This is a genomic window from Levilactobacillus acidifarinae DSM 19394 = JCM 15949, from assembly GCF_001434835.1.
Classification (GTDB): domain Bacteria; phylum Bacillota; class Bacilli; order Lactobacillales; family Lactobacillaceae; genus Levilactobacillus; species Levilactobacillus acidifarinae.
Genome location: NZ_AZDV01000005.1, coordinates 127,132 through 153,883 on the forward strand (window position 1 = coordinate 127,132; position 26,752 = coordinate 153,883).

General features: G+C 44.5%; 32 protein-coding genes. 23 read left to right on the forward strand and 9 right to left on the reverse strand.

Annotated features, from left to right (window positions below; translation table 11 throughout):
• The first annotated feature begins 12 nt into the window (after nucleotides 1-12).
• Nucleotides 13-444: a hypothetical protein gene (locus FD25_RS02870; protein ID WP_057801100.1), complete on the forward strand. Its 432-nt coding sequence runs from the start codon at nucleotides 13-15 to the stop codon at nucleotides 442-444.
• A 129-nt stretch (nucleotides 445-573) separates the two neighbouring features.
• Here FD25_RS02870 and FD25_RS02875 read toward each other — a convergent pair whose 3' ends face one another.
• The 3 genes from FD25_RS02875 to FD25_RS02885 all read right to left on the reverse strand — a co-directional run bounded on the left by FD25_RS02875 (nucleotide 574) and on the right by FD25_RS02885 (nucleotide 4,068).
• A complete protein-coding gene (locus FD25_RS02875) occupies nucleotides 574-1,116 on the reverse strand; it encodes a DUF4411 family protein (protein ID WP_057801102.1) in 543 nt (180 codons plus the stop codon).
• Entirely contained in the window at nucleotides 1,109-2,308 is a 1,200-nt protein-coding gene (locus FD25_RS02880; RefSeq protein WP_057801107.1) for an ImmA/IrrE family metallo-endopeptidase, read from the reverse strand. The genes FD25_RS02875 and FD25_RS02880 overlap by 8 nt, the downstream gene beginning before the upstream one ends.
• Before the next feature lie 1,328 nt (nucleotides 2,309-3,636).
• Nucleotides 3,637-4,068, reverse strand: coding sequence for a MarR family winged helix-turn-helix transcriptional regulator (locus FD25_RS02885; protein WP_057801109.1), 432 nt, complete (start codon nucleotides 4,066-4,068; stop codon nucleotides 3,637-3,639).
• Nucleotides 4,069-4,201: 133 nt separating this feature from the next.
• Here FD25_RS02885 and FD25_RS02890 point away from each other — a divergent pair, with 133 nt between their 5' ends.
• From FD25_RS02890 to FD25_RS02910, 5 genes are all read left to right on the forward strand, one after another.
• Entirely contained in the window at nucleotides 4,202-4,882 is a 681-nt protein-coding gene (locus tag FD25_RS02890) for a GDSL-type esterase/lipase family protein (RefSeq protein WP_057801111.1), read from the forward strand.
• Nucleotides 4,883-5,267: 385 nt separating this feature from the next.
• A complete protein-coding gene (locus FD25_RS02895) occupies nucleotides 5,268-6,266 on the forward strand; it encodes a zinc-binding dehydrogenase (RefSeq protein WP_057801113.1) in 999 nt (332 codons plus the stop codon).
• Nucleotides 6,267-6,281: 15 nt separating this feature from the next.
• Nucleotides 6,282-6,803 carry an SRPBCC family protein gene (locus tag FD25_RS02900; RefSeq protein ID WP_057801115.1) on the forward strand — a complete coding sequence of 174 codons (522 nt, stop codon included), beginning with the start codon at nucleotides 6,282-6,284 and terminating at the stop codon, nucleotides 6,801-6,803.
• A 1-nt stretch (nucleotide 6,804) separates the two neighbouring features.
• On the forward strand, nucleotides 6,805-7,632 hold the full coding sequence (locus FD25_RS02905) for an SDR family NAD(P)-dependent oxidoreductase (RefSeq protein ID WP_057801117.1): 828 nt from the start codon (nucleotides 6,805-6,807) through the stop codon (nucleotides 7,630-7,632).
• Nucleotides 7,633-7,677: 45 nt separating this feature from the next.
• Nucleotides 7,678-8,187 carry a MerR family transcriptional regulator gene (locus FD25_RS02910; protein WP_057801119.1) on the forward strand — a complete coding sequence of 170 codons (510 nt, stop codon included), beginning with the start codon at nucleotides 7,678-7,680 and terminating at the stop codon, nucleotides 8,185-8,187.
• A 417-nt stretch (nucleotides 8,188-8,604) separates the two neighbouring features.
• Here the strand turns inward: FD25_RS02910 and FD25_RS02915 are convergent, their stop codons facing one another.
• Nucleotides 8,605-9,147: a TetR/AcrR family transcriptional regulator gene (locus FD25_RS02915; protein WP_057801121.1), complete on the reverse strand. Its 543-nt coding sequence runs from the start codon at nucleotides 9,145-9,147 to the stop codon at nucleotides 8,605-8,607.
• Nucleotides 9,148-9,260: 113 nt separating this feature from the next.
• Between FD25_RS02915 and FD25_RS02920 the strand changes: the two genes are divergently transcribed.
• Together FD25_RS02920 and FD25_RS02925 are read left to right on the forward strand one after the other, a co-directional pair.
• Nucleotides 9,261-9,956 (forward strand): HXXEE domain-containing protein, encoded by a 696-nt coding sequence (locus tag FD25_RS02920; RefSeq protein WP_225428535.1) that lies wholly within the window; start codon nucleotides 9,261-9,263, stop codon nucleotides 9,954-9,956.
• A gap of 1 nt (nucleotide 9,957) precedes the next feature.
• Nucleotides 9,958-10,605, forward strand: a complete 648-nt coding sequence (locus FD25_RS02925; protein ID WP_057801123.1) for an HXXEE domain-containing protein — start codon at nucleotides 9,958-9,960, stop codon at nucleotides 10,603-10,605.
• 412 nt (nucleotides 10,606-11,017) lie between these two features.
• Here the strand turns inward: FD25_RS02925 and FD25_RS02930 are convergent, their stop codons facing one another.
• Together FD25_RS02930 and FD25_RS02935 are read right to left on the reverse strand one after the other, a co-directional pair.
• Complete coding sequence (locus tag FD25_RS02930; protein ID WP_057801125.1) at nucleotides 11,018-11,593, reverse strand: TMEM175 family protein; 576 nt, start codon at nucleotides 11,591-11,593, stop codon at nucleotides 11,018-11,020.
• A gap of 1 nt (nucleotide 11,594) precedes the next feature.
• A complete protein-coding gene (locus FD25_RS02935; RefSeq protein ID WP_057801127.1) occupies nucleotides 11,595-12,470 on the reverse strand; it encodes a LysR family transcriptional regulator in 876 nt (291 codons plus the stop codon).
• Nucleotides 12,471-12,614: 144 nt separating this feature from the next.
• Between FD25_RS02935 and FD25_RS02940 the strand changes: the two genes are divergently transcribed.
• From FD25_RS02940 to FD25_RS02970, 7 genes are all read left to right on the forward strand, one after another.
• Nucleotides 12,615-13,349, forward strand: a complete 735-nt coding sequence (locus tag FD25_RS02940) for an SDR family oxidoreductase (protein ID WP_057801129.1) — start codon at nucleotides 12,615-12,617, stop codon at nucleotides 13,347-13,349.
• 35 nt (nucleotides 13,350-13,384) lie between these two features.
• Nucleotides 13,385-14,122, forward strand: a complete 738-nt coding sequence (locus FD25_RS02945) for an SDR family oxidoreductase (RefSeq protein WP_057801130.1) — start codon at nucleotides 13,385-13,387, stop codon at nucleotides 14,120-14,122.
• A gap of 21 nt (nucleotides 14,123-14,143) precedes the next feature.
• The gene (locus FD25_RS02950) at nucleotides 14,144-14,623 is read left to right on the forward strand and encodes a flavodoxin (RefSeq protein WP_057801132.1); all 480 of its coding nucleotides are present in this window, start codon (nucleotides 14,144-14,146) and stop codon (nucleotides 14,621-14,623) included.
• A gap of 154 nt (nucleotides 14,624-14,777) precedes the next feature.
• Nucleotides 14,778-15,701 carry an alpha/beta hydrolase gene (locus FD25_RS02955; RefSeq protein ID WP_057801134.1) on the forward strand — a complete coding sequence of 308 codons (924 nt, stop codon included), beginning with the start codon at nucleotides 14,778-14,780 and terminating at the stop codon, nucleotides 15,699-15,701.
• Nucleotides 15,702-16,023: 322 nt separating this feature from the next.
• Complete coding sequence (locus tag FD25_RS02960; RefSeq protein WP_057801136.1) at nucleotides 16,024-16,722, forward strand: hypothetical protein; 699 nt, start codon at nucleotides 16,024-16,026, stop codon at nucleotides 16,720-16,722.
• A 140-nt stretch (nucleotides 16,723-16,862) separates the two neighbouring features.
• Complete coding sequence (locus tag FD25_RS02965; RefSeq protein ID WP_057801139.1) at nucleotides 16,863-17,612, forward strand: helix-turn-helix transcriptional regulator; 750 nt, start codon at nucleotides 16,863-16,865, stop codon at nucleotides 17,610-17,612.
• A gap of 211 nt (nucleotides 17,613-17,823) precedes the next feature.
• Nucleotides 17,824-18,936 (forward strand): hypothetical protein, encoded by a 1,113-nt coding sequence (locus FD25_RS02970; RefSeq protein ID WP_057801141.1) that lies wholly within the window; start codon nucleotides 17,824-17,826, stop codon nucleotides 18,934-18,936.
• A gap of 477 nt (nucleotides 18,937-19,413) precedes the next feature.
• Here FD25_RS02970 and FD25_RS02975 read toward each other — a convergent pair whose 3' ends face one another.
• The gene (locus FD25_RS02975; RefSeq protein WP_057801144.1) at nucleotides 19,414-20,334 is read right to left on the reverse strand and encodes a helix-turn-helix transcriptional regulator; all 921 of its coding nucleotides are present in this window, start codon (nucleotides 20,332-20,334) and stop codon (nucleotides 19,414-19,416) included.
• An 89-nt stretch (nucleotides 20,335-20,423) separates the two neighbouring features.
• On the opposite strand from FD25_RS02975, the gene FD25_RS02980 reads away from it, so the two are divergent.
• Together FD25_RS02980 and FD25_RS02985 are read left to right on the forward strand one after the other, a co-directional pair.
• Nucleotides 20,424-20,813, forward strand: a complete 390-nt coding sequence (locus FD25_RS02980; protein WP_057801146.1) for a nuclear transport factor 2 family protein — start codon at nucleotides 20,424-20,426, stop codon at nucleotides 20,811-20,813.
• A 69-nt stretch (nucleotides 20,814-20,882) separates the two neighbouring features.
• Nucleotides 20,883-21,452, forward strand: a complete 570-nt coding sequence (locus FD25_RS02985) for a YdeI/OmpD-associated family protein (protein WP_057801149.1) — start codon at nucleotides 20,883-20,885, stop codon at nucleotides 21,450-21,452.
• A gap of 149 nt (nucleotides 21,453-21,601) precedes the next feature.
• Here the strand turns inward: FD25_RS02985 and FD25_RS02990 are convergent, their stop codons facing one another.
• Nucleotides 21,602-22,267 (reverse strand): NAD(P)H-binding protein, encoded by a 666-nt coding sequence (locus FD25_RS02990; RefSeq protein ID WP_057801151.1) that lies wholly within the window; start codon nucleotides 22,265-22,267, stop codon nucleotides 21,602-21,604.
• A 15-nt stretch (nucleotides 22,268-22,282) separates the two neighbouring features.
• A complete protein-coding gene (locus tag FD25_RS02995) occupies nucleotides 22,283-22,858 on the reverse strand; it encodes a nitroreductase family protein (protein ID WP_083484065.1) in 576 nt (191 codons plus the stop codon).
• A gap of 211 nt (nucleotides 22,859-23,069) precedes the next feature.
• Between FD25_RS02995 and FD25_RS03000 the strand changes: the two genes are divergently transcribed.
• The 6 genes from FD25_RS03000 to FD25_RS03025 all read left to right on the forward strand — a co-directional run bounded on the left by FD25_RS03000 (nucleotide 23,070) and on the right by FD25_RS03025 (nucleotide 26,706).
• Nucleotides 23,070-23,447, forward strand: coding sequence for a winged helix-turn-helix transcriptional regulator (locus tag FD25_RS03000; protein WP_057801154.1), 378 nt, complete (start codon nucleotides 23,070-23,072; stop codon nucleotides 23,445-23,447).
• 84 nt (nucleotides 23,448-23,531) lie between these two features.
• Nucleotides 23,532-23,828, forward strand: a complete 297-nt coding sequence (locus FD25_RS03005) for a hypothetical protein (protein WP_057801157.1) — start codon at nucleotides 23,532-23,534, stop codon at nucleotides 23,826-23,828.
• Between the two features lie 411 nt (nucleotides 23,829-24,239).
• The gene (locus FD25_RS03010; RefSeq protein WP_057801159.1) at nucleotides 24,240-24,749 is read left to right on the forward strand and encodes a hypothetical protein; all 510 of its coding nucleotides are present in this window, start codon (nucleotides 24,240-24,242) and stop codon (nucleotides 24,747-24,749) included.
• 161 nt (nucleotides 24,750-24,910) lie between these two features.
• Nucleotides 24,911-25,606, forward strand: a complete 696-nt coding sequence (locus FD25_RS03015) for a hypothetical protein (protein ID WP_146999913.1) — start codon at nucleotides 24,911-24,913, stop codon at nucleotides 25,604-25,606.
• A gap of 179 nt (nucleotides 25,607-25,785) precedes the next feature.
• Entirely contained in the window at nucleotides 25,786-26,295 is a 510-nt protein-coding gene (locus FD25_RS03020) for a hypothetical protein (protein WP_057801163.1), read from the forward strand.
• A 108-nt stretch (nucleotides 26,296-26,403) separates the two neighbouring features.
• On the forward strand, nucleotides 26,404-26,706 hold the full coding sequence (locus FD25_RS03025) for a hypothetical protein (protein WP_057801165.1): 303 nt from the start codon (nucleotides 26,404-26,406) through the stop codon (nucleotides 26,704-26,706).
• Nucleotides 26,707-26,752 lie beyond the last annotated feature (46 nt).

Consider the following 26,752-nt stretch of genomic DNA (forward strand, 5'->3'; position numbering starts at 1 on the left):
GAGGTAGTGGTGATGTACGACACAAGTTTAACAAGACAGTCATTACCAGACGAACGTTTACGTATGTTAATTGGGACGGCTTTGGTGGTCTTTAATGCAAATGTACAGTTCTTAATTGAAAATTTTTTGTCTAATGAAGCTAATACAGAAGAGAATTGGTGGACGTTGATGGAGTCAGAGGCTGGTTCAATTTTTGGGAAGACTAAAGAAAACTTTGTAAGAAAAAACCATCAAGACATCGTTGACTTGTTTAATGGTCTGAAAAATCGCAGAAATCGGATTATTCATAGCTTTCAATTTTCTCACGAAGACTCATCGCAAGGAATAGCTACGCTTGTTAGAAAGACACATGAACAATTTGAGATTGATGAAACGTATTTACTGACGTTTATCAGGGATAACGGTAAGCTTAACGATTTGCTTCATGAATTTCGTGGCTATTAAAGGTGATTCGAGTAATTGTAGCCTTGGCTGTTACAGAGGTTTGTATCAGGAACATTGGAAACGGTCATTAAAAACCAGACTAACCCCCTTATGGTCTTAGAAGAGGCTAGTCTGGTTTGCTAATAATTGTTATATAACCAGTTTAAATTTCTGCTCAATTGTATTTAAGTCAACGCACCTAACACCCAATGCTGTGGCAACATCTGGAATTTTTGGTTCATGTTTCATCGGATTTCTTGTAGAAAGATTACCTGCAGACTGTTCTAATGTCACAATGTCACAGTTGTATGTCATTGCAATCGCAATAAGCTGGGGATCTGCCTTACCAGTTTGACTCCAATTAGCGATACTAACGTCTTTATAAAATCCGCAGTTTTGAATATAGGTCATAACTTCACCAAAATGTTGCCACATTTTGGGTTCATTTTGGTAGTCTTTAAAAATGTATTGATCTGCATCCCTTTTAATCCATGTTGCGAGTGAGTCTTGAGAAGATGCGAGCTCATCGTAAACAATCTTGGGTAACAATAGCTGTTTTTTTGGAGATGTAAGTTGTTCATGTAACCAACTCCAGTAGCCAGGGAAATTATCCATGTGATAGTAATTACGAAACGGGGCAATAAATGAATTACTATCTATAATGAAATTTTTATTGTCATTATTACTAGTCATTTTTTTCGCCCCTTACTTCGTTTACAAGTTTATTAAAACTATTGTTGTTCTTGACGTTTAGCAATTCAAAAGCTTCAGTATAGGTTGTTTGACCGGATTTAGCACTCCGATTAACATCTTCTACAAAGTTATGATCAATTCTAGATGCTCTTACCACGTAGTATTTAGGTGCCCCAGAGGATTCTTTATTAGCTAATTTTTTATGATCATATTCGTTCTGAAGATAGTCTTGAAGTTGACCGATAACTTTTTGTGGAATCAGGTTTAAATGTAAAGAGCGAATACCTGTAGATAGGGGACTAGCACCGAATTTTTTGGAAATGTCTAATACTTGCTGTAATTGATCGTCATCATCAGTTAATTCTTGGCGCCATAATTGAAGAAAAAGTTCCTTGGGGAATATAATTTCTTCACTTATTTGATTGATGTCTTGTTCAGTTAAGGAATTTATATAGTTATTTTCTAATTTTAAATCAGCATTAAATAGTTCAGATGTGCCAAACCAGAGATGTACGAGTTCATGCACTAAGGAAAATAACATAGCACGATAACTATCATTTGAATTAATAAAAATGAGGGGCGCATAATCATCAGCAAGTGCGAAAGCTCTGAATTCATTTTGATCCAGTGGTCGTCTGGTATTATTTCCTACTTGTCCATTCGTCATGACAGTAATACCTGCGTTGTTTAAATGTTGGCGTAGTTTTTTAAATGGTTTTGTAACGCCTTTTTTAAAATTCCAACCAATCGACAAATCTAGACACTCTAAAATGTTTTGAGCCTTTTGGGGGTCAGACAGCTGAGAGATATTGTTAATATGACGAGAAAATGCATAGAAATTATTTTTAGGAAATCCTTGTTTTTGTCGATAATTACTTAACCAATCTTGTTTTGTTTCCATATCTACTATAGTATCTATTAAATCACGACTAGGGTGCTCTATCTCATAATTATTTATAGTTCGAAACTTTAAAAGGGGGATTTCTTCTTTGGGAATGTTCTGTAGAAAGAAATATCCGAAGGGAATTTTAGTTTTTTGACTGAGCTGTTTTAGTTGATTAACGGTAGGCTGTTTTTCTTGTTTAGTCCATTGCTCTAACTTGGATTTCCAGTCGTCAGTTAATAGATTGCCAGATTGATTACTAACCCATTTTAGAATATCGGGCTTTACTGGTATACGTACAGTAGCCATTGCTATTCCCCCTTTTTTATTTCTATGAAAGTATACACTCATTTTATCAGTGATATTTAGTTTAAGCGAGTCTTTAGAAAGACTATTTTATAGAACGTTATTTTTTGCATGGACGGACAGTGGCAGTTATTCTGTGTTTCGAGATTGCGGGAGAATTGCAGGGTGACAGGGTGTTTGGTGTGATGGGAATGATGGCTAGTTGACCCGTTTTTCCGTTAGTATTTAGTATTATTTATATAGGGTTTGCTTTATGTATTTATGTCTTACTCATTTTTCAGCGGGTTTCGGGGTATTGTTGATTTGATTATGTTTGTGAACAAAAATTGGCGGGCTTTTGAGGGGCTCCGTCAGTTTATTTCTTGCTGTGTTATTTGTATTTTGGTTGGTTACTATACTTGATTACTAAGCACGCTGTTCCTTGCAATCATAAACTAAGGGCGTTCATATTCTTAGGTCGCTTGTTATTAAGGCTGGTAGTTTGTTTGTATCTCTTTTGGGAAAGCCGTTTTTGATGATTGTCTTTATATGAAATGGGTATTTGCTGGTAGGGGACGTTAGTTGGCCACAAGTCGCTGCGTTCCCGTGACAACTGTTTCACGTGAAACGTTTCGTAGCATGTTATTATTGAGTTGATCAGGATGGATGCCGCGGAGAACAGCAGTGTAGTTTATTTCTAATGTATGATTAGCATCAATTGCGTACAATTAGGAACCGCTGTGTAGGGTGTTAAGGAAGTCCATATCATAAGTGATATGGTTTTGAAGAAAGTTGATATGTAAAGGGCTGCTTGATTTAGCAGCCCTTTTTGCATGGGTGGAAAGGGGCGTTTGTTCTGTGATTCGGGATTACGGGAGGACTGCAGGGTGATAAGGTACTTGGTGTGATGGGAATGGCGGCTAGTTGACCCGTTTTCCCGTTAGTTTTTAGTATTATTTATTATAGATTTTGCTTAATGTATTTATGTCTTACTCGCTTTTTCAGCGGGTTTTCGGGGGATTGTTGATTTGATCATATTTGTGAACAAAAATCGGCGGGGCCTTTGAGGGACTCCGCCGGTTTTTTCCCGCTGTGTTGTTGGTACTTGAGTTGATTGGCCGCTATACGGCTTAGGGGCTTGTCTACTAAGCACGCTGTCCCAGCTATACTGCTCCTTGCAATCATGAACTAGGGGCGTTCATGCTCTTAGGTCGCTTGTTACTGAGGTTGGTAGTCTATTTATATCTCTTTTGGGAAAGATATTTTTGATGATTGTCTTTAGGTAAATGGGTATTTGTTTGGCTGATGGTCGTTCCCGACGGCCTATTTTTATCGGTATATTTCCGTGACAATTACACGTCAAGATGTTGGTTCATCTGAGTCAGTAAAGCAATCAATTGGGCGGTTTGGGTTGGCGTAAAATCGGCAATAGCTAATTCGTCCGTGGCGGTGGTCGCTTGCTGAAACGACCTGACGATTTCTTGACCATGTTCCGTCAAAGTAATTTCCTTGTTACGGTTGTTATCGGAAGGTATTTTACGAACAATTAGGTTATCTCGTTCAAACCTTTTTAGCATGACTGAAACCGTGGGGGCCCGGCGCTGGGTCAGGGTGACTAAATCCTGTTGAATTGCGCCAGGATGTTGATTGATATAACTTAAAGCCATGATTTGATGGGCAGTGATTTCACCGAATGGCTTTAAGTGTTGATGAATTAATTGTTGTTTCTTTCGCATAATTTGTCGCATCAGGTGGCTAATCTGTGTGTTCTCTGGTTGAGTCATCTAAATCACCTCGTGCTTCATTATATCAGGAAGTTAGCCTTTTTAATAATTAGATACTCTAATCATTTGACAATTCCATTCTAAACGATTAGAGTATCTAATTGTTTCTAAAACTAACTAAGAAGATGATTTTATGTCAGATCAAACGCAAAAATTAACTAACATGAATCCTAATATCGTTGCATTTCAAGATGAACTACGTGCAAAATACGCTGAGGAAAATCAAACCGCTTTACCAGACCAGATTGATTTTATTGGCTCATCACTAATGGAAATTTTCCCAATTGAAAAATTTCAGACGGAGCAAAAATTGGACCTTTCCTTGCATATCTATAACCGGGGTGTTCGGGCAACGACAATCGCGGATTTGTTAGCGCATATCGACACCTTAATTTTTGATTTGCATCCAAGTAAAATCTTTATGAACATCGGGTCTAACGATGTCGGGTTTGGCATTCCTGAAAATGAAATGATTGCCAATTATAACGAACTTTGTCGCCAGATTCAGACTAAGCTACCTGATTGCGAGGTCTATGTGATGGCTTATTATCCCGTGAACACAACGGCCAAGTTCACCAATTCGGAACGGGAACATAATTCTCTGTTTCACACACGAACCAATGAATCCATGGTTAAAGCCAGCGAAACCGTAGCGAGAATCGCCCGTAAATATGGGTTTCACCCAATTAATGTGAACCAAGGATTGACGGACAATCAGGGGATGTTAAAGGCAGAGCTTACCTTCGACGGGGCTCATATGTTGCCGTCAGGGTATCAAATCGTTTTGGGGAATCTAATAGCCTATTTAAAGTAGGTCGGGGTGCATATGCGGTTTGACGCTGTTGCGAGCTTGAACAAGTATACGGAGGGAACGTCCAATGCGGGCGTTCCCTTTTGGTGCTGATAGTTATTCGATGTTTTTCCATCATAAATGTCGCCCTGGTATTTTTCGGTCACCGTGACGTCCTGGTCAGCGACTCGGCCGGTGTTGATTTCGACATCACCAGATGCGCGAAAGTAGGTCCAGACCCTTTAGGGACATGACTTTTGCGGCTGGTCTTGAAGGCAGCGCAGATTGATCACTTACGGTTGATTGCTGACCAGTGCCAGCGGAAATAAAAATAAATCGTCTTTAGGGGTTGTCCTGGAGTCGACTCCAGGAGATACCATGGATTTTATTCAAGAAAGGGATGAGCAATATGCAGGCGGTTGTTTTAAATGCACAACGGCAATTTGTCGACCAGGAACGGCCGACACCGGTCTTACGACCAGTCGATATTTTGGTATCGATTCAGGCCATTGCGGTGAATCCCATCGACCTAAAACGGGTTGAGCGGATTGGCCCCACCGATTCGCCCGTCTTCGGATATGACGCTCTCGGAACGATTACGGCGTTGGGACCCCAGGCATCACGATTTAAGGTGGGTGACCGAGTCTTTTACGCGGGGTCGACGCAACGCGACGGGGCTTACGCCGAACAACAAGCGGTCGACGAACGGTTAGTTGCGTTGGCGCCGAAGAACGTTTCGGCTGCCGATGCCGTGGCCATGCCCCTGACCTGGCTGACCGCTGCGGAAATTCTACAAGATAAGCTGGGCCTGTCGTTGGAACGACCACTTGATCACCCGCTGAGCCTGTTGATTATTAACGGCGCTGGCGGTGCGGGGTCGATCCTTACCCAACTGGCGCATCAACTCGGGGTAACGGTGCTGGCCACCAGCAGTCCACGGCACTTTGAGTGGCTCCGCCAGCATGGCGTCGATATCCCGCTCGATTACCATCAGCCCCTGGTGCCCCAAGTACGTGCCACCAAGCTGACCATTGATGCGAGTGTCAATTTATTTGATACGGGACGTTATTTTGACGACCTCGTCACATTAGTGCGGCCGTTTGGTCACTTGGTCAACGTGACGCGCACCAGTTTGCCGGTGGATGTGCAAAAGTTGCAGGCAAAGTCCCAGAGCTTTGATTGGGAATTAATGTTTACCAAGAGCGCCCTGACGTATCAGTTGCAAGAGCAGGGGGTCGCCTTAGAGCAGTTACAACGATGGTTAGACGATGGGCGGCTCAAGTCAACGCGAACCCAGACCATTCAGGGGCCGCTGAACGCAGCCACGATTCTGCAAGCACATCAGCAGTTGGCCCAGCATCAAACGGTCGGGAAATTAGTGATTGAACGAACGGATAGCATTAAATAAATTGGAGGTTTTACCATGAAATCAATTAATTGGTCAACGGATTATTTACCAGGAAACACGGATAACTTTGTCTCAAATGAAGTTATTGCAACGGGTATCACGCTCGAGGCAGTCTGGGCTAACTTAGTGGACACGGCTAAGTGGGCGTCCTACTACGATAACGCCACGAATGTTGTGTTGGATGACGCTACCAATTCCGATTTGCACTTTGCGGAACATTTTCGGTTTGACACCTTTGGCTTCCCCATCGATGCGCAGGTGATGGAACTGGTCGCCCCAACCGATGGGCAAGTTGCCCGGTTAGCCTGGCATGGGTGGCAGAATGGGGATGCGGCGACGCAGTTTGACGTGTACCATGCCTTCTTGCTGGAACGGTTAAGCGATGGTCGGATCCGGTTATTGACCCAGGAGTCACAGGTGGGTCAACCAGCTGCGGAACTGGCCCAACAGACGCCTAATCCCATGTTAAACGGTCATCAGAAATGGTTGGATGGTTTAGTGGTCGCTGCTAAAAAAACGATGAAAGAAGGCCACTAATATGACTAAAACATGGTTGATTACCGGAACCTCGAGTGGGTTTGGCAAGGAGCTGGCAACGGTGGTGGCGCAACAGGCCGATACCCAGTTAGTCGCGACGGCCCGGCAGCTCAGTGATTTAGCCTACCTCGACGCGTTTGATGCGCACCGAATTGCGAAGGTGGCCCTGGATGTGACCCAACCGGATCAGGTGACGGCGGCCGTCGCAGAGGCTAAACAACGCTTCGGGAAAATTGACGTTTTGGTAAATAACGCCGGGTTAGGCTACTTTTCGACCATTGAAGAGAGCGAGATGGCTCAGGTGCGCCATCTCTTTGACGTGAACGTCTTCGGATTAGCTACGGTGACCCAAGCCGTTTTGCCAATCATGCGCGCGCAACGGGCGGGAATTATCGTTAACCTGTCCTCAGCCTTGGCTTTAACGACCCTGGCCACAATGGGATTTTACAGTGCCACCAAGTATGCCGTTGAGGGGTATAGTGATACGCTACGGCAGGAAGTCGCTGATCTGGGCATTCAGGTCATGACCGTGGAACCCAGTGGGGCCCGAACGGATTGGGCCGGGCGGTCTTCACAAAAGGTCGCCCCGCAGCTGGCAGACTATGCGACGTTTAGCGCGGGCATTACGGATGTGCCGAGTTCGGTGACCGACGCGCCCGGTGACCCGCACAAAATTGCGCAGGTCATTTACACGCAGGCCAATCAGGCGACCGTGCCGCACCATTTGCCACTGGGGGACTTTGCCTACGATGGCGGGCTCGCTAATCTGCGGGGACTAATTAGTGAAATCACGAGTCGCGAAGCCCTTTCGCGGTCGACCGACGATTAGGCGCGTGCTAGAATAAGCGGTAAATAGCGGAGGGATGTGCAAAAAATGACTTATAGTATTGGCCAGGTCGCCGAAAAATTAGGCGTCACCATCGACACGATTCGGTATTACGATAAGGCCGGGCTCCTGCCCTTTGTGCAACGCAACGAGATTGGTCGGCGCGTCTTTACCGATAATGATCTGCATCTGATGCGGACAATCATCTGCTTGAAGAATGCGGGAGTCTCGGTGGCCGACATTTCGACCTTCATCGACTTACGGTTGCAGGGAGACACCACGCTCGACCAACGGTATCAATTGTTGCGGGACCACGAACGGGACCTTCAACAGCAGATTACGGACTTACAAGATACCATGAGCTACTTGAAGTTCAAGGAGTGGTATTACCAAACGGCCACGGCTGCGGGCACCGAAACGATTCACTTTGTGCCGGGTACGAACGAGGTTATCACGGACCTGGACCAAGAATATGACCGGCATCTGACGGAAACGGGGCAATTGGCTGAACTTAAGCGATTTGCTAACGTGAAGGACTACCGGTTACGCCGGCATTAAAATGTTGGCCGCGTCCGTCAATCCAGTTATTAGAATCATAAAAAATCAGCCACGGAAATTGTCTTGGATTTCTGTGGCTGATTTTTTGATTTAGCAGAGAACCTTACACGTGGGCCTTGGGTGTAGGTTTGCCCAAATAGTTATATTCATGGGGTGGCCGCTCTGGGTCTTCGTCAGCCCGTTCTGGGTCAAGGTAAGTTGGCCGGTGGCGTAGTAACAGACATACTGTGGTTCGATTCCCATTCGGTCGAGTCTGGATGCTGCTGGGAGAGTGATACGGGTCGCCGTATCACAAGTGATGCGGTGTTTAAAATTTATTAGATTAAGGGCCATCCAACGGAAGCTGGATGGCCCTTGTTTGGTTGATTTAGTGTGATTGATAATGGTTAATGAATTTTTGAAGTAAGCAGACAAAGGTTACATGACTTGGCTTAAGTGCTGGGCAATTTTTTCAGACAGTCGCGCCATTTCTTCAGGAGAAGTTGTTGCCCCTGTGGTGAGCCAGAGGTTAAGTAGGTTCCAGACACCACCGGCCGCAAAGGCGTAAATGAAAGGTTCTTTAGTGGGGAACATAGTAGCTAGTTGACTTTGACTCGTTTTACGTGTGAGCTCAGTTAACATAAGTGGCATAAGATCGTTTTTTTGAAGCGCTAGTAAAAATGATTTATGACGCGTGTAGTAGCTAAAAAAGAGACGAATTACATCGCGAAACTTTTTGGGCTGAACAGTCTTGATTTGTGATAAGCATTCAGTGATTTGGTGATCAACAATCAAACGTAAGAGGTCGTCAATGGATTCAAAGTGACGATAAAACGTTCGCCGTGACAGACCAGAACGAGTGGCTAGGGCACTCACCGTAATTTTAGAATAGTCGGTTGTTTGTAGTAATTGGCGTAAGGCTTGCGCAAACCAATCAATGGATTGGTTGATTTGTTGAACTCGAACTGGTTTAGCTGTCACAGTATCTCCTCCTGTGTGCCAGATGGCTAATAGCCCCTAGTATTTGGGTTTAAAATCAGTATAATTCAATTTATTAAATGTCACAAATGAGACAAGTAAAGAGGAGATAATACATGATGACTCGGATAATCAGGCACTGGTACGAGATAGCTGTGTTTATTGCAGCTGCTGTAGCAATGATTCTAGCAATGGGAACTTGGACGTTAGAACAACGTGTCCTATTGATTGGTTTAGCGCTAATCCATGTGCATTTTTTTGAGGAGTTTGGGTTTCCGGGTGGATTTATCTGGGGCGGCCTCAAGGTCGAATTGCACCATGTCGATGCCGACGTCCGCAAGTGGCCGTTGAATCAGTTGAGCTCTTGGTGGGGCAATGAATGGTTTGCAGTGGCGGTTTACCTGTTACCACTATTCACACCGCGATGGCATTGGGCGGTTTTAGCCGCAGTGGTGTTTGCTTATTTAGAATTTGTGATGCATGTGATCGTGTTTAATTTGGGACTTCATAGCTGGTATAATCCGGGGCTTGTGTCAGCAGTCGGAGGGCTCACCGTGGTCTCGACCTGGTATTTGATGCAGGTAGTCCCGACCCACTACTTTAATTGGTTAGACTTATTGATGGCGTTGGCCTGGATTGGAATCAATTATTGGTTAGCATTCAAGTCACCGATTTGTCGGATGTTAACCGCTCAGACGCGCTATCGCTTTAGCAAACAAGATATTCAAAAAGCGCAACGTTACATCGACCGATTTCCAGATGAGGATTTTAATCAGTTACATCATTTCGCAAACAGTCAGGAGGGAGATTAACATGAGATTTTATCGGAATAATTGGTTTCGGATTGGGGCGATTTTCTTTGTTTTAATCGCTTTTGGAATGCTTTTTTGGGGGAATCGAGTCAGCGTTACTCAGCGTCTGCTTATTGCTTCATTGATGGCCCTGTTATTGCATCAATATGAGGAGTATGAGTGGCCGGGCGGGGCGCCAATTGTTATCAATCGAGTATTTTACGGGGAACCAACGGATTATCGTCGTTACCCAGGTAATTGGCAATCCATTATGCTGGTGAACACATTGGCTTACATTCCTTATCTGGCGGCAATTATCTGGCCAACGTGGTATTGGTTGGGAATTGGGACCATGTTCTTTAATCTATTTCAGTTTTTAGGGCATGCCTTCAAAATGAATTTCGGGATGAAGACTTGGTATAATCCGGGATTGGCAACGGTAATTGTACTCATGATGCCGATCAGTATTGCTTACTGGGTTCATATCTGGCCAATAGTTGGCGGTTGGAGCTGGGGACTGGGAATTATTGCGCTAGTCGTGATGTTAATCGTGACGGTCATACTTCCGGTTCAATTGCTAAAAAGTCGGACAACGGACGCAGTCATTCCCGAACGACAGATTCGTCAGTTTAATTGGGTTAAGAAGGCCGCTGCAATTCGACGAAATTGAGGCGTATTGGGCCTAAGGAATCTGTTTTATTTCACCGTTAGTTTTAGTTGCGGATTACTTGTTTTTATAGAACAGCGTTTGTCGTCAAAAATCGACGGGGCCTTTAAGGGGCACCGCCGATTTTTGCTTGCTATTTTGTTGATATGTTGGTTGGCCACAAGTCGCTGTGTTTTCGTGACAACTGTTTCACGTGAAACGTTTCGTCGCATGTTATTATTGAATTGATCAGGATGGGTGCTTCGGAGAACAGCAGTGTATTTTACCCCTGATGTAAGATTAGAATTTGTTGTTCACAACTAGAAACCGCTGTGTAGGGTGTTACAGGAGTCCGTATCATCAATAATTAGATGAAATAAAACGAGGACCATCCAGATTTAGTGGATAATCCTCGTTTTTCGTGTAACTCAGTTGTCTAAGACAGAATGCGGTCCGAGCCCTTGGGCGTGTTAATAATCCAAACGACTGAGTTTAATCCTAATATCACCAGACAGAGAATGGGGACGAAGTAGGTTACCACCAATGCCACCAGTAATAAGCTTAATTCCAACCAAGAACGTTTTGGGCCCGCCATTCGGCCCAGCCGTTCCTTTTTCTTAGGATTATCTTGTATTAAGATCACCATGAGAACGCGAAAGGCCATGCCCCACAAGATGTAGACTAGCAAATAAAAGTAGGCGGTCGTCCGTGAACTAGGGAATTCGCTAATCCAGCCTGTCGCGACTGGAGCCAGTGACATCATAAACAGCCACACACAATTCGCCCAAAAGGCCCGTTTAGAAATCCAGGTCGCATAGGTGAAAAGGTAGTGATGGTTGTACCAGGTCGTAGCAATCAAAAAGAAACTAATGAGGTACGCAAAAAAGTAGGAGCGTTCATCAAGTAAGGCCGTCAGGGTGCCTGCTTTAGGCACTTTCATTTCCAGGACCATAATGGTCATGATGATAGCAACGATAGCGTCAGTAAAGGCTTCAACTCGTTCTTTCTTCATTTTAAAGATCCTCCTTTAGAGCGGTTAGTCGTTTTAAGAATTCTTCCGCAAGTCGCGTCATTTGCCGATCCTTGCGCCAAATCAGAATACTGGGAACGGGGTCCAGGTATTGGAGCCGTCTAAAGGCATAGTCGCCTGAGTCGTATTCTGGCTTATCGAAGGTGAGGGCCAAACCAACTCCCGACGAAACTAAGGCCCGCATGTTGTAATTCATGTCATACGTACCGACAATCTCATAGGTGACCACGTACTCGTCTAGATAAGAAATGAGTTGCGAGTTCACGTCCATTTGTTGCGGCAGTAGAAGCTTCTTGTGCTTCAAATCGGCTGCCACCAAACTGTTTCGCTGGGCCAACGGATTATCCTTAGGCATCACCACTCCCCAGTAGTTCTCAAAGGGGAGGGTCAACGTATTGTACTTATCAAGGCCAGCAGTCGTGGAAATAATCCCAAAGTCCAAAACACCAGCGTCGACGCGTTGGGTAATCTGATCTGCGTCTTGACTCCGAAAATTGATTGTGACGTTTTCGCCTTCATCAATTAACTGACGAAAGGTCTGGGTGACCCACTGGTTGGCCTTACCTTCACCGGCGCCAACGTTTAACGTACCGGTCAAGGTGGCCCCTTTTTCTAGGGCCGACGCCGTTGATTCCATTAGACTGTTGATTTCCTTTGCCCGCTCGTAGAGGAAGACCCCATCCTCGGTCAGTGTGATGCGGCGTGAGCCCCGTGAAAAAAGCGTGACCCCCAGTTCTTCCTCCAGGTCCATGATTTGGCGGGAAAGTGTCGATTGCGAGATATGTAACTGCTTGGCCGCCCCGGTGATGCTTTTATTGGCCACAATGGCGATAAAGTATTGTAAGACACGGAATTCCATTTAGTTTCACCCATCTCTTTTAGTCATGAATGTCGATGCAATATAACTGTTTTACATTATAGCACGTTGGCCGTATTCTAAGACTCGTAAAGTTGTTCAAAAGAAAGCCACTCAAAATCAGTAAGATTATTGGAGGAATTCATCATGGATCTATCAGATAAAGTGATTGTGATTATGGGCGCTTCATCCGGAATGGGTGCGGCCACTAGCCGCTTACTCGCCCAAGATGGCGCCAAATTAGTTTTAGCCGCCCGGCGACTCGACCGGTTACAAGCCATTCAGGCTGAATTTCCGGATGCTCCGATTTCAATCTTCCAAGCTGATGTTGCTGACTACGGCCAAGTGAAGCACGTCATCGACGAGACCATTAAGCAATATGGTCGCATCGATGTGCTGGATAATAACGCCGGCATCATGCCAGGGTCACCTCTAGTCGAAGGTCAGCGCGCCGACTGGCAGGCCATGATTGACGTCAACATTGAAGGCGTCCTTAACGGCATCGCCGCCGCGCTGCCATACATGGTCAAGCAAAAGAGTGGTCATGTGATTGCAACGGCCTCGGTGGGGGCTCACACGGTCTTTCCTAACTACGCCGTTTATTCCGGTACTAAGTACGCCGTTCGGGCCATCATGGATGGTTTACGAATGGAACAGGCGCAAAATAATATCAAGACCACCATCGTTTCGCCCGGCGCTACGGAGACGGAACTGATCAAATATGATAGTGAAGCCGCGGCTCAGCAGGCTCACGAAGCAGCCCAAGCTTTTGGCACCTTACAGCCAGAGCAAATTGCGCAGTCCGTTGAATTTGCGATTGGGACTAAAGCGAACATGTCCGTGAGCGAGATTCTCGTTCGACCAACGAAACAAGCCGATTAAAACCAAAACTAGCCACAGAATAGAGGGTAATTAAAATGGATCTATCAAATAAAGTTGTTGTCATCATGGGTGCCTCGTCCGGTATTGGGGCGGCCACCAGTCGGTTGCTGGCCCAAGATGGCGCCAAGCTAGCGCTAGCCGCGCGGCGTGTCGACCGGTTAGACCAGATTAAAGATGAGTTCCCGAATGCCGATATCTTGACCGTTAAGGCCGATGTCACCAAGTTTGCGGAGGTTCAAGCCGTGATTGACCAAACAATCGCGCACTTCGGACGAATTGACGTGCTCTACAACAATGCCGGAATCATGCCGACCGCACCACTCGTGGAAGGTCGTCGAGATGAATGGCACAGCATGCTCCAAATCAATATCATGGGTGTTTTGAACGGAATTGCGGCGACGCTTCCTTACATGGCAAAGCGTCAGCAGGGTCATATCATTACTACGGATTCCGTAGCGGGGCACGTGGGGGCTCCCGATGGGGCTGTTTATGCCGGGACCAAATTCGCCGTTCGGGCCATCATGGATGGCTTACGGAAAGAACAGGCCCAGAACAACATCAAGACCACCATCGTTTCACCAGGATCAACCGGGACGGAACTCTTCAACTCGATCAACGATGAGGCGCAAAAGAAGTTCGCCCAGGACTTCTGGGAAAATGCGCATGGCCTGGAACCAGAACAGGTTGCCTCAGCAGTCGAATTTGCGATTGGTACCAAAGAAAACATGTCCGTAAGTGAAATGATTATTCGGCCAACTTTGCAATCGTTATAAGGGCTTAAGGAGGTTTTAGAAATGAAAAAAACAATAGTTGTGTACTATTCATTAACCGGCGTGGTTGATCGCATGGCTCATGAGGTTGCTGCTAAGTTAGGAGCTGATCTGTACCGTATGACGCCTAGTACAACCTACAATCAGAATATGTGGAAGGCCTGGGATCAGGCACAAGCCGAGACAGCTGCCGATAATTTGCCAACGCTGACGGGTCAGTTACCCGATCTCTCGGCCTATGACCAGGTCATTTTGGGTGGTCCGGTTTGGGGATACACTCTTTCCAATCCGATGCGCGTTTATCTGCAACAGACTGATTTTAAAGGTAAAAACGTGGCAGCTTTTTGGACCTACTATGACCACGATGAAAAATATGAAAAGACGTTGACTGACAATTTAGCGAACGCTAAGTATGTTGGCGGATTAGAACTGACGATGTCTTTAATGGGCAATCAAAACGCCTTAGAAACGGCGATTACCCAGTGGACTAACAATTTGAACTAAACCCTGGCAAGGGGAATAAACCATCGCTTTCGGTCATTGATAGTCATGCGTTATAACTATTTTACATCCTTTTCGAATGTGAGTAGACTGACCTTGTTAGACCGAATCTTCAAAAAATATTTACCAGTTAATTGGCTAAAGGAGCGAATAACCAATGGAAAAGAAATCAGTAACTTTTAAGAACTTAGACTGGGACGTTGCGGCGGACCTTTACTTCCCGGATGATTTTGATGCGACTAAGAAGTATCCGGCAATCGTGAGTGCTCATCCAATTGGGAGCTGTAAGGAACAGACCTCAGGAAACGTATATGGTCAGGCCCTGGCACAAGCTGGTTTCTTAGTTCTGGCGTTTGACGCGTCCTTCCAGGGCGAGAGTGGCGGGTCGTTGCGTCATCTGGAAAACCCAGGAATGCGGACTGAGGACTTCAGCTGTGCCGTTGATTACTTGGTTACTTTGGATTACGTGGACGAAGACAAAATCGGCGTTTTGGGAATCTGTGGTGGCGGGTGCTACACTATCGATGCCGCTAAGATGGAACGTCGGTTTAAAGCGGTTGGAACCGTGACAGCAGCTTCTATCGGGCGGTTGTGGCGTGAAGGTGACTTCAAGCCGGTTCAATTACTTGAAGATATGGCTAAGCAACGAACTGCTGAAGCGCGTGGCGCCAAGGTGCGGGTCGATTCAGCCATCTTCGATACGGTCGACGAAGCCCAAAAGGCTGGTATCACCGATATTGATCCGCTAGAAGCGATTGACTACTATCGGACGCCCCGGGGTCAAAAGCCAAACGGGACAAATTTATCGGTTTATTCTCGGACACCAGCCTTGGTTAACTACGATCCTTATAACCTAATTGAAACACTGTTGACGCAGCCCTTAATGGTTATTGTGGGCGATAAGCCAGGGTCGTTTGGTGCCTATCGTGACGGTTTTGATATCGTCCGCCGGGCTGGATCCAAGGAAAAGGAATTGGTTGTATTGAAGGGCTGGTCTCACTACGACCTGTATGATAAGCCAGAACCAACTAAAATGGCCCTGGATAAGTTAATTCCGTTCTACAAGAAGTATTTAGGCTAAATAGTAAAAATAGCACTTTGTATTGATTAGACATGACGAAAGGAGCCTCTCAGTTGTATGATGACTGAGAGGCCCCTTTCTGTATACTGCTGGGGAGAGTGATACGGGAGTCCGTATCACAAGTGATGCGGTTTTTCAGGCAGAAACCGCTAGGTAGAGTGTTACGGGAGTCCGAATCATACGTGATGTGAACTCCCATATTTTTATGCAATATGTAATAAGAATTATTATAAAAGGTTTTCATTAATCAACACACGTTAAAAAAATTATTGGGTTTCAAGGTAATCATATAGTTAAATGTTAGTGAACGGGAGGTTGTTGTATGAAGCGATTTTGGGTGATTCCCATGGTTGTTTTAGGATCCAGTATGATATTGCTTTTTTTAGGAGCAAGGCTCGATTTGATAAGTATTAATTCGGAGGTGCGAATATCTGATTTATTAACCTTTATAAGTATATTTATCGCTTTTTCTTCACTAGCTCTGACAAACGACATTGCTCAAAAAAATTTTAGGAATGTAAAATATCAGATGGAATACACTAGCAAACAATTAAAGATTACTGAAGAACAACTTAGAGAAAGCCAATCTGAAAAAATAAGATTGCAGGCTTCTCAGGTGGCTGCATGGTTTGAGAATATTCAAATTCCGGGTCATGCAGAAGCTATAGGAATAAATGGTGGAATACTTGGAACTGTAGTTTTGCAAAATTCGTCTACTATACCAGTTTATGATTTCTACATATTGCCTACGAATAATCAAGCGTCAGATGATTTTGGGAAAATACAGTTATTTTCTGAATATGTAAAGTATATTGATACGCTTAAGCCAGGGACTACGAAAGTAAACGTTGAAACTGGGGGATCATCAATGGGTGGTGTTAGGCCTAGCATCGCAATCGTATTTAAAGATGCTGATTCGAGGTATTGGTTTCGAGGGCCACATGGAAAGCTTAAGTTAATAGACAGAAAATATATGTATCAAGTATTCGAAAAGGATGGTATTAAGATGCCTATTGTGTAAATGGCGCATTAGTTAAAATTATTATATTAGTTTATGGCTAGGACAATGGTATTTTTAGAGTGTATGCCTATGTAAATAAAATTATATGGATATACATTCTTTTTTGTTGAGTATATGCTTTTTGTTGAGGTGATCAGGTTATGGAGCGATTTATTATAAACAATAAATTAGCAGGTATCATGAAGGATGATGGGTGGAGCGTTACAGATCTTAGTAAAAGAACGAACCTAAAGCGGCAAACTATCATTAATATTAGAGATGATGTTCATTATAATGTATCTTTAACTAAAGCATATGCCATATCAAAAGCTCTGAACAAATCCATACAGGATATTTTTCCAATAGGAAGAAATTCAAAATTATATAAAATTGGGTTTACAGATAATAATATTCAAATTCTAGAGAAATATGTTAGCGTATTTGGTCTTAGTTTAAAGTACCAAGTATATTCGAATAAGCATAAAGTAAATGTTACTTCAAAATATGAAGGATTAAGGAGGGTGAGATTCTCGGGAAATTTTTTAATAAACTTGAATAGTGTACCGAAACTAGAATTAATTGATTTTGATGTTTTCACGAGAGATGAAAAAATACCTGAATCGGAACAGAGATCATTTTTTCGGAAAATGCTAAATGCAATGGTTCTATTTGCTAAAGATATCGGGCTAAAAGAAGTAAAAATTAGATTATTAGCGCATGATATTGAATTGAATAAGGCACAAATACCATTTAAAGAATTGGTATCAATAGCTGGAGTAGATGATGAGATTAACTCTTACTTACTTTCTGCTTATAGGGATGCGTACGCACAAGGATTTAGGCTATCATACTTTGAAACTGTACATCGTAATAAATGGTACGACTTGTGGATGACCAAACGAATTGTTTGAAGATTGATGATTTTTTAATGAGATTTTTTCGTAGCATAAGCTATGCGAGTTTCTATTGTGTAGGTGGTATAACGGATTTAACATTCAGATTTATTTTTGAAAAAACGTTCTTGAATGAAACGGACATTGCTAATTACTCTAATATAGGTAAAGAGTATTTTTATGTTGTATCGATTTTCAAGATTAAGTCTAGAGATGCAGGGGTAATTTAATGAAGTATACATTTTTTTATTCATGGCAAAATGATTTGCCTGGCAAGCAACATCGGTATTTTTTAGAAAAAGTAATTAATGTGGCAATAAAAAAATTGAAGGACAAAGATATAGTTTTTGACTTAGAAAAAGATACGAGAGGTAATGTGGGTAGTCCAGATATTATTGATACTATATTACAAAAAATTAATAACTGTAGTATCTTTGTTTGCGATTTAAGTGCAGAGCATGTTCCGAATGCTAATGTATTATTTGAATTAGGATACGCTGTGAATAGGCTGGGTTGGGATAGAATAATTTGTTTATTTGATCGGGAGATCATCTCTCCTGAAGAAATGCCATTTGATATAAAAAAGAATCGATTGACTGCGTTTTCTCCAACCGATAGTGGGGAAATAAAGAGATTATCTAAAATTTTGGAAAATAATGCTGTATCCCTAGTAAAGGATGGCAAAATAAATGATCCTTTTCTTGAGGAGGAAAAAAGTTATATAGATAAGATTATTCTTGATGTACTATATAGTTTTTCTGAGATATTTTATGGGACTAAGTCACTGAAAGAAATAAGTAAATTACTTGAATGCTCAACACTTCCAGAAGTAGAACAATCATTTCCAAGTTATTTGGCGTTAAATGATTATAGTTCTAATTTGGAGCTTGCCAGAGAGAAATTAAAAGAGTTTTCTGTTAGCTCATTGTTTCCATCTGAGTGGAGAAATACAATTATTTCCTTAATAAAATGGATTCGGTCATATCAACTTTTTGTATCAGAGATACCACGAACAAACCCGTTTCCTTTTTTGATTGAAAATGAAATTCCTGGTATTAAAGTAGTATCTGGAAAAGAAATTAATCCCAACAATCCTGCTTTAAGCAAATTAGTTCTTCAGAAATTAGATAACGATAAGTATGAAGTAATTACATCTACTGAATATGCAGCGAGAGAAGCAGTTTTGTTATCCAAAAATATAAAAATAAAATCGGCAATGAAAGATGAATTTTGTGATTATGTAAAAGGTATTAAAGCAATTGCGAATCACTGGCTTTTAATAACGGGAGGCGAATTTTTGTTATCTCAGGATTTCTATGTTTTGGGAAGAAAAAATCATTGAAATTAAGTGGCTTATAATAAGCAATGTGGTCAGCTAGGTTACGGAGAATACTATCCCATAAGATGGTGATTTTATGAATGCGCAACAGTTGGGGTATGCTATATACGGCGCTTAGTGACTAAAAATTCAAGGTTGAGTCTATTATCTGAGAATAGTCAAGTTATTGCACATTTCTGGTACAACATTCTGCATAGGGGTACCTTTTACAAAAATATCAGCAATGAATAAATGAGTCTATCGGGATGACATTGGTGTTTTTAAGTTCAATGATTCCGTCTTTTTAGATTCCGTATATGATCGTATACGATAGAGTATATATAATCTGAAATTGCTATACAGTGTGTTACGGATCTCCGTATCACAAGTAATACGGTTTTAAAATCAATAAAGACCGTCCTAAATCTATGGGATGGTCTTTATTGAATACAATGTGATTTTTGAGTGGTCTTAATCGCCACCGATAACCGCCGTTGACAGTTATAGTATCTGGCCATTTTGCTGGATAATTTGCAGTAACCAGGCTTTATAGTGCGCGATAAACGCCGCGGGGGAGCACACCTGAAGACTAGTGCCGAACTCAGCGATGTAGCGGTAGCCGTATTCGTTGTCTGGAATGACGAAGGCCGTCTGGTAATGGGTCTGGTCCACCTCAACTAGCGGTTCCGTGTCGATGCCCTCGATGAGCTTATCTCGCACGTCCTTTTTCACCAAGACGGTTAATTTAACCAGTTTGAAATCAGTTGGCACCGGTTGAACAGGTGAGGTCGTCGGCAACTCACGTTTGACAAACGTTGATTCTAAAATCGTTAGCGTCACAATTCTCGCTAATTTAAACGTCCGGAAGGCGTCTCGCTCTAAACTATAGGCCAACAAATACCAGCTGGCGTTCCGGTAGACTAACTGATAGGGTTCGATTCGCCGAACGGTTTGGTGCCCTAAGCGATCGACATAGGTAATCCGCGCTAAAGTCGATTGCTGAATGGCCGCCAGAAGTGTTTTTCTGAGGGCTGCTAATTGCTGACGTCCAGTGGTTGGCGCATCGCTCACGCTAAAATTAGCCGGGTCGTGAGCCTGAGGCAAAAGTGCCCGAATCTTATCCAGGGTCATTCGCGTTTGATCATCTAGCGTCCAGTCGTTGAGCTTGGCTAGGGCGATAAGGATGTTTTGTAAGTCGGTCACGGTGAGGAGGCGCTTATCGAACTTGTAAGTGGCCATAATCCCAAAGCCACCATTGATTCCCCGGACGGCGTAGATGGGAATCCGCGCTAAATTGAGGGTATTCATGTCCCTTAAAATGGTGCGCTTGCTGACGTTGAACCGATGAGCCAGGGTGGTTGCCGACATCGTTTCGTTTTCCAGCAACAGCATGACGATCGCAATTAACCGTTCAATTTTCATGAGATCACTCCGTTTTTTAAATAGGTGACAAACAGATGTCATCTATGACCAACTATACTCTCTTTAATTAATGAAAAGAGGTACGTAGCATGACAACAAATTATCCGGGTTACACGCAAAATAACGCGGCTTTCTTTGACATTTTAATGGAAGGACTCAAGGGAGAGGTGCCTGATGGGTCGTTCTGGGATGCCGTCGCAAACGATGCCACCTTTGAGTTTGAATATCGCATTCCTGGTTTTCCCTTTCGAATGAGTAAGGCCCAATACTTCGAGTGGTTCAAGACCTACCCCATTACGTTGCGAGCCGACCATCTGCGGGTCTACAAGGCACCTGACCAGCATGCCCTGATTATGGAATACGAAGTTCACGGGCGGGACGGTCAGTATAATAATCGCTTTTGCTCAATTGTGACCCTCAAAGATCATCAAATTAGTTACTGGCGGGATTATGGTGACTCGCTCCAGATGGCAAACTAGGATTAGGCACGTCAGCGGGCATGGCGCATCGAGTGGGGCTCACTGGGATAATTTTTAGGAGGTTAACTCATGGTTCCACAGAATGTACTGGAAATCACCACGCGCGCCGAGTTTCGGCAGTGGTTAAGTGTCCATCACGACCAGGCAACGGAATGCTGGTTGGTAGCGAAGAAGGGCAAGCAGCCGCCGACTGACTGTGTCTGGTACTTGGATGCGGTGGAAGAGGCCCTATGTTTTGGTTGGATTGATACCATGCACAAGACAATCGATGGGCGTAATCTGCAGAAATTCACGCCCCGAGCCCGCCGCAGTTCCTGGTCTGAACTCAATAAGGAACGGTGTCGGCGCCTAGAACGTTTAGGTCAAATGACGCCAGCGGGTCGGGCGGCCTTACCGGAGATGGATCCCGCTAAATTCGAGATTGATGACGACATTCAGCAGGCCTTTGACCAGTCTCCCGTAGCATGGACCAGTTTTCAGCAATTTCCACCGCTTTATCAACGGGTTCGTATTGATGCGATCCAACGTGACAAACGGAAGGATCGCGCGGTATTTGACCGGCGACTACGACGGTTAATAGAACAATCAACTGCTGGAAAAATGTTTGGGGAATGGAACGATTACGGACGACTGGTGTAGTAACCATAAATGACCAAGTGAAAGAAGGCCACGGCATAGGGTGATTGCAGGTTCTACAATCTCCCAAAATTGTGCTTGGACGAATGGCAAAAAACGGCGGATCCTACTGGGGTCCGCCGTTTTAACATCTTTATCAATTTTTAGCTGGTTTACATATCCGGATCAAACCCATTTCCGGTCATTACCGCGACCCGGGGCCGATCGCCGTCCGTACCGGGCTTGCTAACGCCAACGGAATCACGGACGTCTAAGGTCGGATCTTGAATCAGGCTGACCGCGTAAGCCGCAATACTTTGGCGAGAAACCTCGGTGCCCACAAAGGCATCGTGACGGTGCGTCGTGGTGTAGCTGACCTCATCATCGTTTGTCAGCCAGGCGGGACGGATGATGGTGTAAGCCAAGTCACTGGCCTCAATGATGTCTGCCGCGGCCCGATAGGTCTTTAAATAGTCGGGTAACGCCCGGTTATTTAGCTCGCCAAATTTGCCGGGAACTTCATCATAGATGCCCAGTGAGGAGGTCCAGATCAGCCGCTTAACGTTTTGCTGGTTCATGACCGTCACTAAGGTTTTCGCCGCCGTGACGACATCGCCCTCTAGACTGGCGTACACCACGTCCTGTCCCTGAATCGCTGGCGTTACTTGCGCCGAATCGGTGGCATCACCGACCAAAATCTTAGCGGTTTTTAAATCGGCAGGCAATTTTGCCTGATCTCGTAAGAACAAGGTTAACTGAACAGCTTGGTCGCGCAACAAGGTTCGTTCCGCCCACTGAGCAATGCGACTGGTAGCACCAATAATTAAAATATTTTTCATGGTTAGACGACCTTTCTAGTCAGTTATGGTAAGGTAACGGTCAAGCGGCATTCGTTCGGAGCGGAATTGATTGATTTTGGCTTGCTCATCGCGATAGCCTAATCCAATCCCCATCCCAAATTGGTAATCGGCGGGGACGTTTAAAATCGTGTGTAATTGTTGCGGGTCAGCGACGAACTCCGCGGCCGGCATCGAGTCGACTCCCAGCGCCGTCGCGGCCAACATGAGTGTTTGACCGAAGGCGCCCAGGTCGTAGGCGGTCCACAGCGAGGCCTTGGCGGGCATCAACAGATAGGCAATAGCGGGCGCGGAAAAGAGTTGGGCCGAGGCGGTGGTCATCTGGCCGTATTGGGGCCCGAGAAACGTCTGCAGGTCAGTGGACCAAGTCCGCACGTTGGAACGTCCCTGCGCGGCCATAGCGTCTCGATGAAGGGGTGGGAACTCCGAATACCCTGAACGCCCTGATTGCAGGGCCGCCAGGTGGGCCCGTTTGATTTGCGTGAGGTGCTCACCGGTCGCCACCACGACCTGCCAAATTTGATCGTTGGCCCACGATGGGGTGGTCCCAGCAGCCTGCACGATTTTGGTGATCGTGTCAGTCGTTAACTAAACGCTCTAACGGAGTGACGATTTGCTAAAACATCTTGAAATTCCATCGTTGCATAACCTTCTTCATGACGAATTTTAGGAACGATGCTATCATAACCGTATTAATTACTTTTAGTAAGAGACCACTTTTTTGTTGGCTAGCCACTTAAAAGTAGGAATTGGACCACCACAGCGTTTAGAGGAGCTAAAAAACATGAAAAAAAACGAACCGATGACGATTTGTCCGTGTGCCATCACCATTGCGATGTTGAGTAGTAAATGGAAAATTTTAATTATTCGTGAATTGCTCAAGGGCACGTGTCGTTACCGTGACTTGCGGGAACAGGTCTTTGGCGTGAGTCAGAAAATGCTGACGCAGAGTCTAAAAGAGCTGGAAGCGGATGGGCTGGTTGCGCGGCGGGTCTATCCGGAAGTGCCACCGCGGGTTGAGTACAGTCTGACGGATGATGGGAACAGTCTGCGCCCCGTGATCCAAGTGCTGGATGCTTGGGGCGCCCACTATGTTGTCGAAAAGGAACCTGATTACGTTGCCACGCGGTTAACCTCGACGCGCCAAAAAATAGTTGGATGAAGATTCCGTATAACGAACGTATCTAATCGTTACTATCCGTGGAAGTTTGAGAACGAGGCAACTGTCTGAAGGGAGCCGTTTAAAATGGTTAACTGGGTACCAGCTGAGCAGGGGAAAACGCTTGGCCAATTGGGAACGGAGAATGGCATCATCTTAAAGGACGAGGTGTGGCCCGGGGTGGGGCGAATCACGTTGGAACAAAAGCGGTCTGAATCTACCATAACTTGTGGGTTGTATGGCAGTTTCGTCCATACGGCTTTTACGGATGAGGCGCATGAGTATTCGCTGTACAACACCATGAAGGCTGCGCTGGAAGAGTCTCCCGACGAGTTAGAGGAATTAGAAGTTTGGATTGATGAATTTGTTCATCGTTTTTCCTGAGTTATAAGCGATGATTTTTAGAAGCGTTTCTAGGCAATAACATCCGGTATTGGGGGGGATGGCGCGGCGGATTCTGAACTTGAGCCATAATACACGGTTGTTCCGGTGTTTCACGTGAAACATAACCACCATTGGACGCATCTGTGGTCACTCATTTAAAAATTAGCAAGCCAGCGTCCGAAGCGAGGGACGCTGGCTTTTTTACGCGCCGATGATGGTCACGGAAAGCGAGTTACTTAAACGCGCTCATAGTTGGCTCATCAACAACGCGGTTAGGATACCCATAGGTGACAGTTCAACCGTTAATGCGTCGCTACTGACCACTCAAAATAATTTACCAGATTGATTATTAGATAAAATGGCGATACGTTTAACGTATTAAGTATTTTTAATGATGGGGAGAAGATTATCGTGAAAAATAGGAAACTTCTAACAACGCTGCTAGTCATTGGGACCTCGCTGGGGTTGTTTTTGGCGTTGGACTCACTCAACTTAACGACCGCCCATGCCGGGATGCCGGCTTCAACTTATAGTGCTAAAACGCTAAAGCAAAACGGTTTCACGAAACGGACGCTTGCCAAAAAATATCGGGGAACCTGGTATGCGTACGAAAAGTATACGGGTGGGACTTCCGGTTCAATGGACCGATTGAAAATCACTAAAAATAAGGTTAACGGTTACCCGGTTAAGGTGGCCAACAAGTTGGTTAAGATCAAGGGGCACTACCGTCTCGGCGTTTACTATGACCGCGCCTTGATTTATCTAAGTGTTACGAATAAACCACGAAAATTAGCTTACTCGCTGGTCGAACCAGTGCTCGGCAAGCATGAGAAAATTGTGGACACTCAAATCACCAAACACATTACGTTTGATATTCCGTACTATCGCACCCAGAAACAGGCTAAGGTACATTCGTATTAGAGGTAAAGTTAATTAGAATTAGCGGGAACTCCATTCAATCTTGATGGGGTTCCTTTTTTGTCGCCTTAGAATCGATAAGACGAGGTGTTGAATCACAAAAAATAAGAGTGACAGGTTAAACTGTAATGGGGGATCACGGTCATTGTGAACTGTCTTCCGAGATGAAGAAAGAAGGTAAGGGAATGTTGAAGAAACGGGAATTATATGTGTATCAGGTGGTGGTTGCGGCGATGGGGCCGCAAGATCGGTTTTTGGCCGTACATCGGACTCGTAAAAGTGAATCACTCTACGTCTGCTTAGTCAATCAGCAGGGGAAATTTGTCACCTTCCGAATAAGCTCTCACGCGGCTAAAAGTGGTTTTTTATCGATTCCAACCTTTGCGATGACCCACCGTGAAAGACTTGAAGCCCAGCTGCGATTGTACCTCCCAAAAGCCAGTTGGACCCCGTTAACCTATGCCGATTATTTCGTATTGTCCGTGATGATTTTTAGCCACCGCCATCATGTTTATTTTCAGATTGATGATTTGTATGGGATTTTTACCGAAGAAAAAGAGGGCATGCTATTTTACCAAGTACGGGATCCCTATAAGCATAAGCGCATAGTGGTGAATGGGGTGGAAGAAACGACCAATCGAGTCATGCGCAAACTTTTTGCTTTTGGCTTAATTGCTAGCCTAGAACGATCTGGGGAAACCCCTAGTCTGTACGTGTCAGAAATTGGCATGCAACTCCTTGATTACTACGCAAGTACATATGTTGAGCAATTTACCCAGGACTACCAGAAGCTAGATTGGAGTAATGTGCGGGTCTCGCAAGAAGCAGACCTGGCCTCAGTAAAGGACCCCGAGAATTGAAGCTTGGTCAAGGTCAGCACTGGATGGCGCTACAGTAAGCTGCTTAATCGTTAAATTCGAGTTCGGTAGGATAGATGCTGGCTTTAAATGAACGGGGACTTTCGGAGGAAAGATGAAGATTGACTTTACCGAATAAACGCCTAATAATGAAATTAATAAAGTTGTTAGGAGTGTTTACTATGAAGAAGATGCTTATGTTTTCGCTCACGGTAGTTTGTAGTGCCTTACTGGGGGGATTAACTGAGACGACCGCTAATGCCGATGCTCCACATTTTAACCGGGCGCCTGCGGTTCTAAAAGGATCTTGGCAAACCAAAACTCATAAAACGGCAAAGAAGTATAGCAATTCACGTAATCGGTACTGGTACACCGATTTGTACATAACGAATAAGCAATTTCATCTGGAAGATTTTATGCTAAATAAGCATAAAATGAATGAATATAATAGTGGGCCTTACGGTGCCTATGATGGTAAAACAGACTCGTTAGCTTATAGAAAAACTAAAAATCGCCACTACCATATCTATGGAAATATTGCGCCAAATTTTGAAAAGGGCGTCTGGGGGTATAGCGTTGTGTTGGCTAAAAGTCATAAATCGATGAAGGTGTATTCTCACAAATTGACCGATCACGGGTCCTACTACGCATTCGGTAAAAAGCACTATGTTGGAAATTTCTATAAACAATAACCTGCTTTCGGATAGTGGGTCGTAGACACGAATCGTGGTTGGTAACGATAGATTGAACTAGATTGGATGGCACAGCTGAGTCTTTTAGTGTGGAATAGGGGGGACACGATGACGTGGGAACAGGTAAATTCAGGTGAAACGATAGGGCAATTGGGCAGTGAGCAGGGCGTTATTTTACAAGATGAAGTTTTACCCGACGTGAGCCGCATAACGCTTGAGCGGGATGGGAAAATTGCACCGTTTTCGATAACGTGTGGTGTATTTGGGGCATTCATGCATACGGCATTTGCCGGTACGGCAAGTGAAGCCAAGCAAAAGTATAATGCCATGAAGGCGGACATAGAACAGTTTCCCGACGATGATGAGTTGGTTGGTGATTGGATAGAACGCTTCACTGATCAGTTTAATTAGAGGGTTTTGGTATTAAGAAAATGAGAATTGACTTGAACAATTAAAG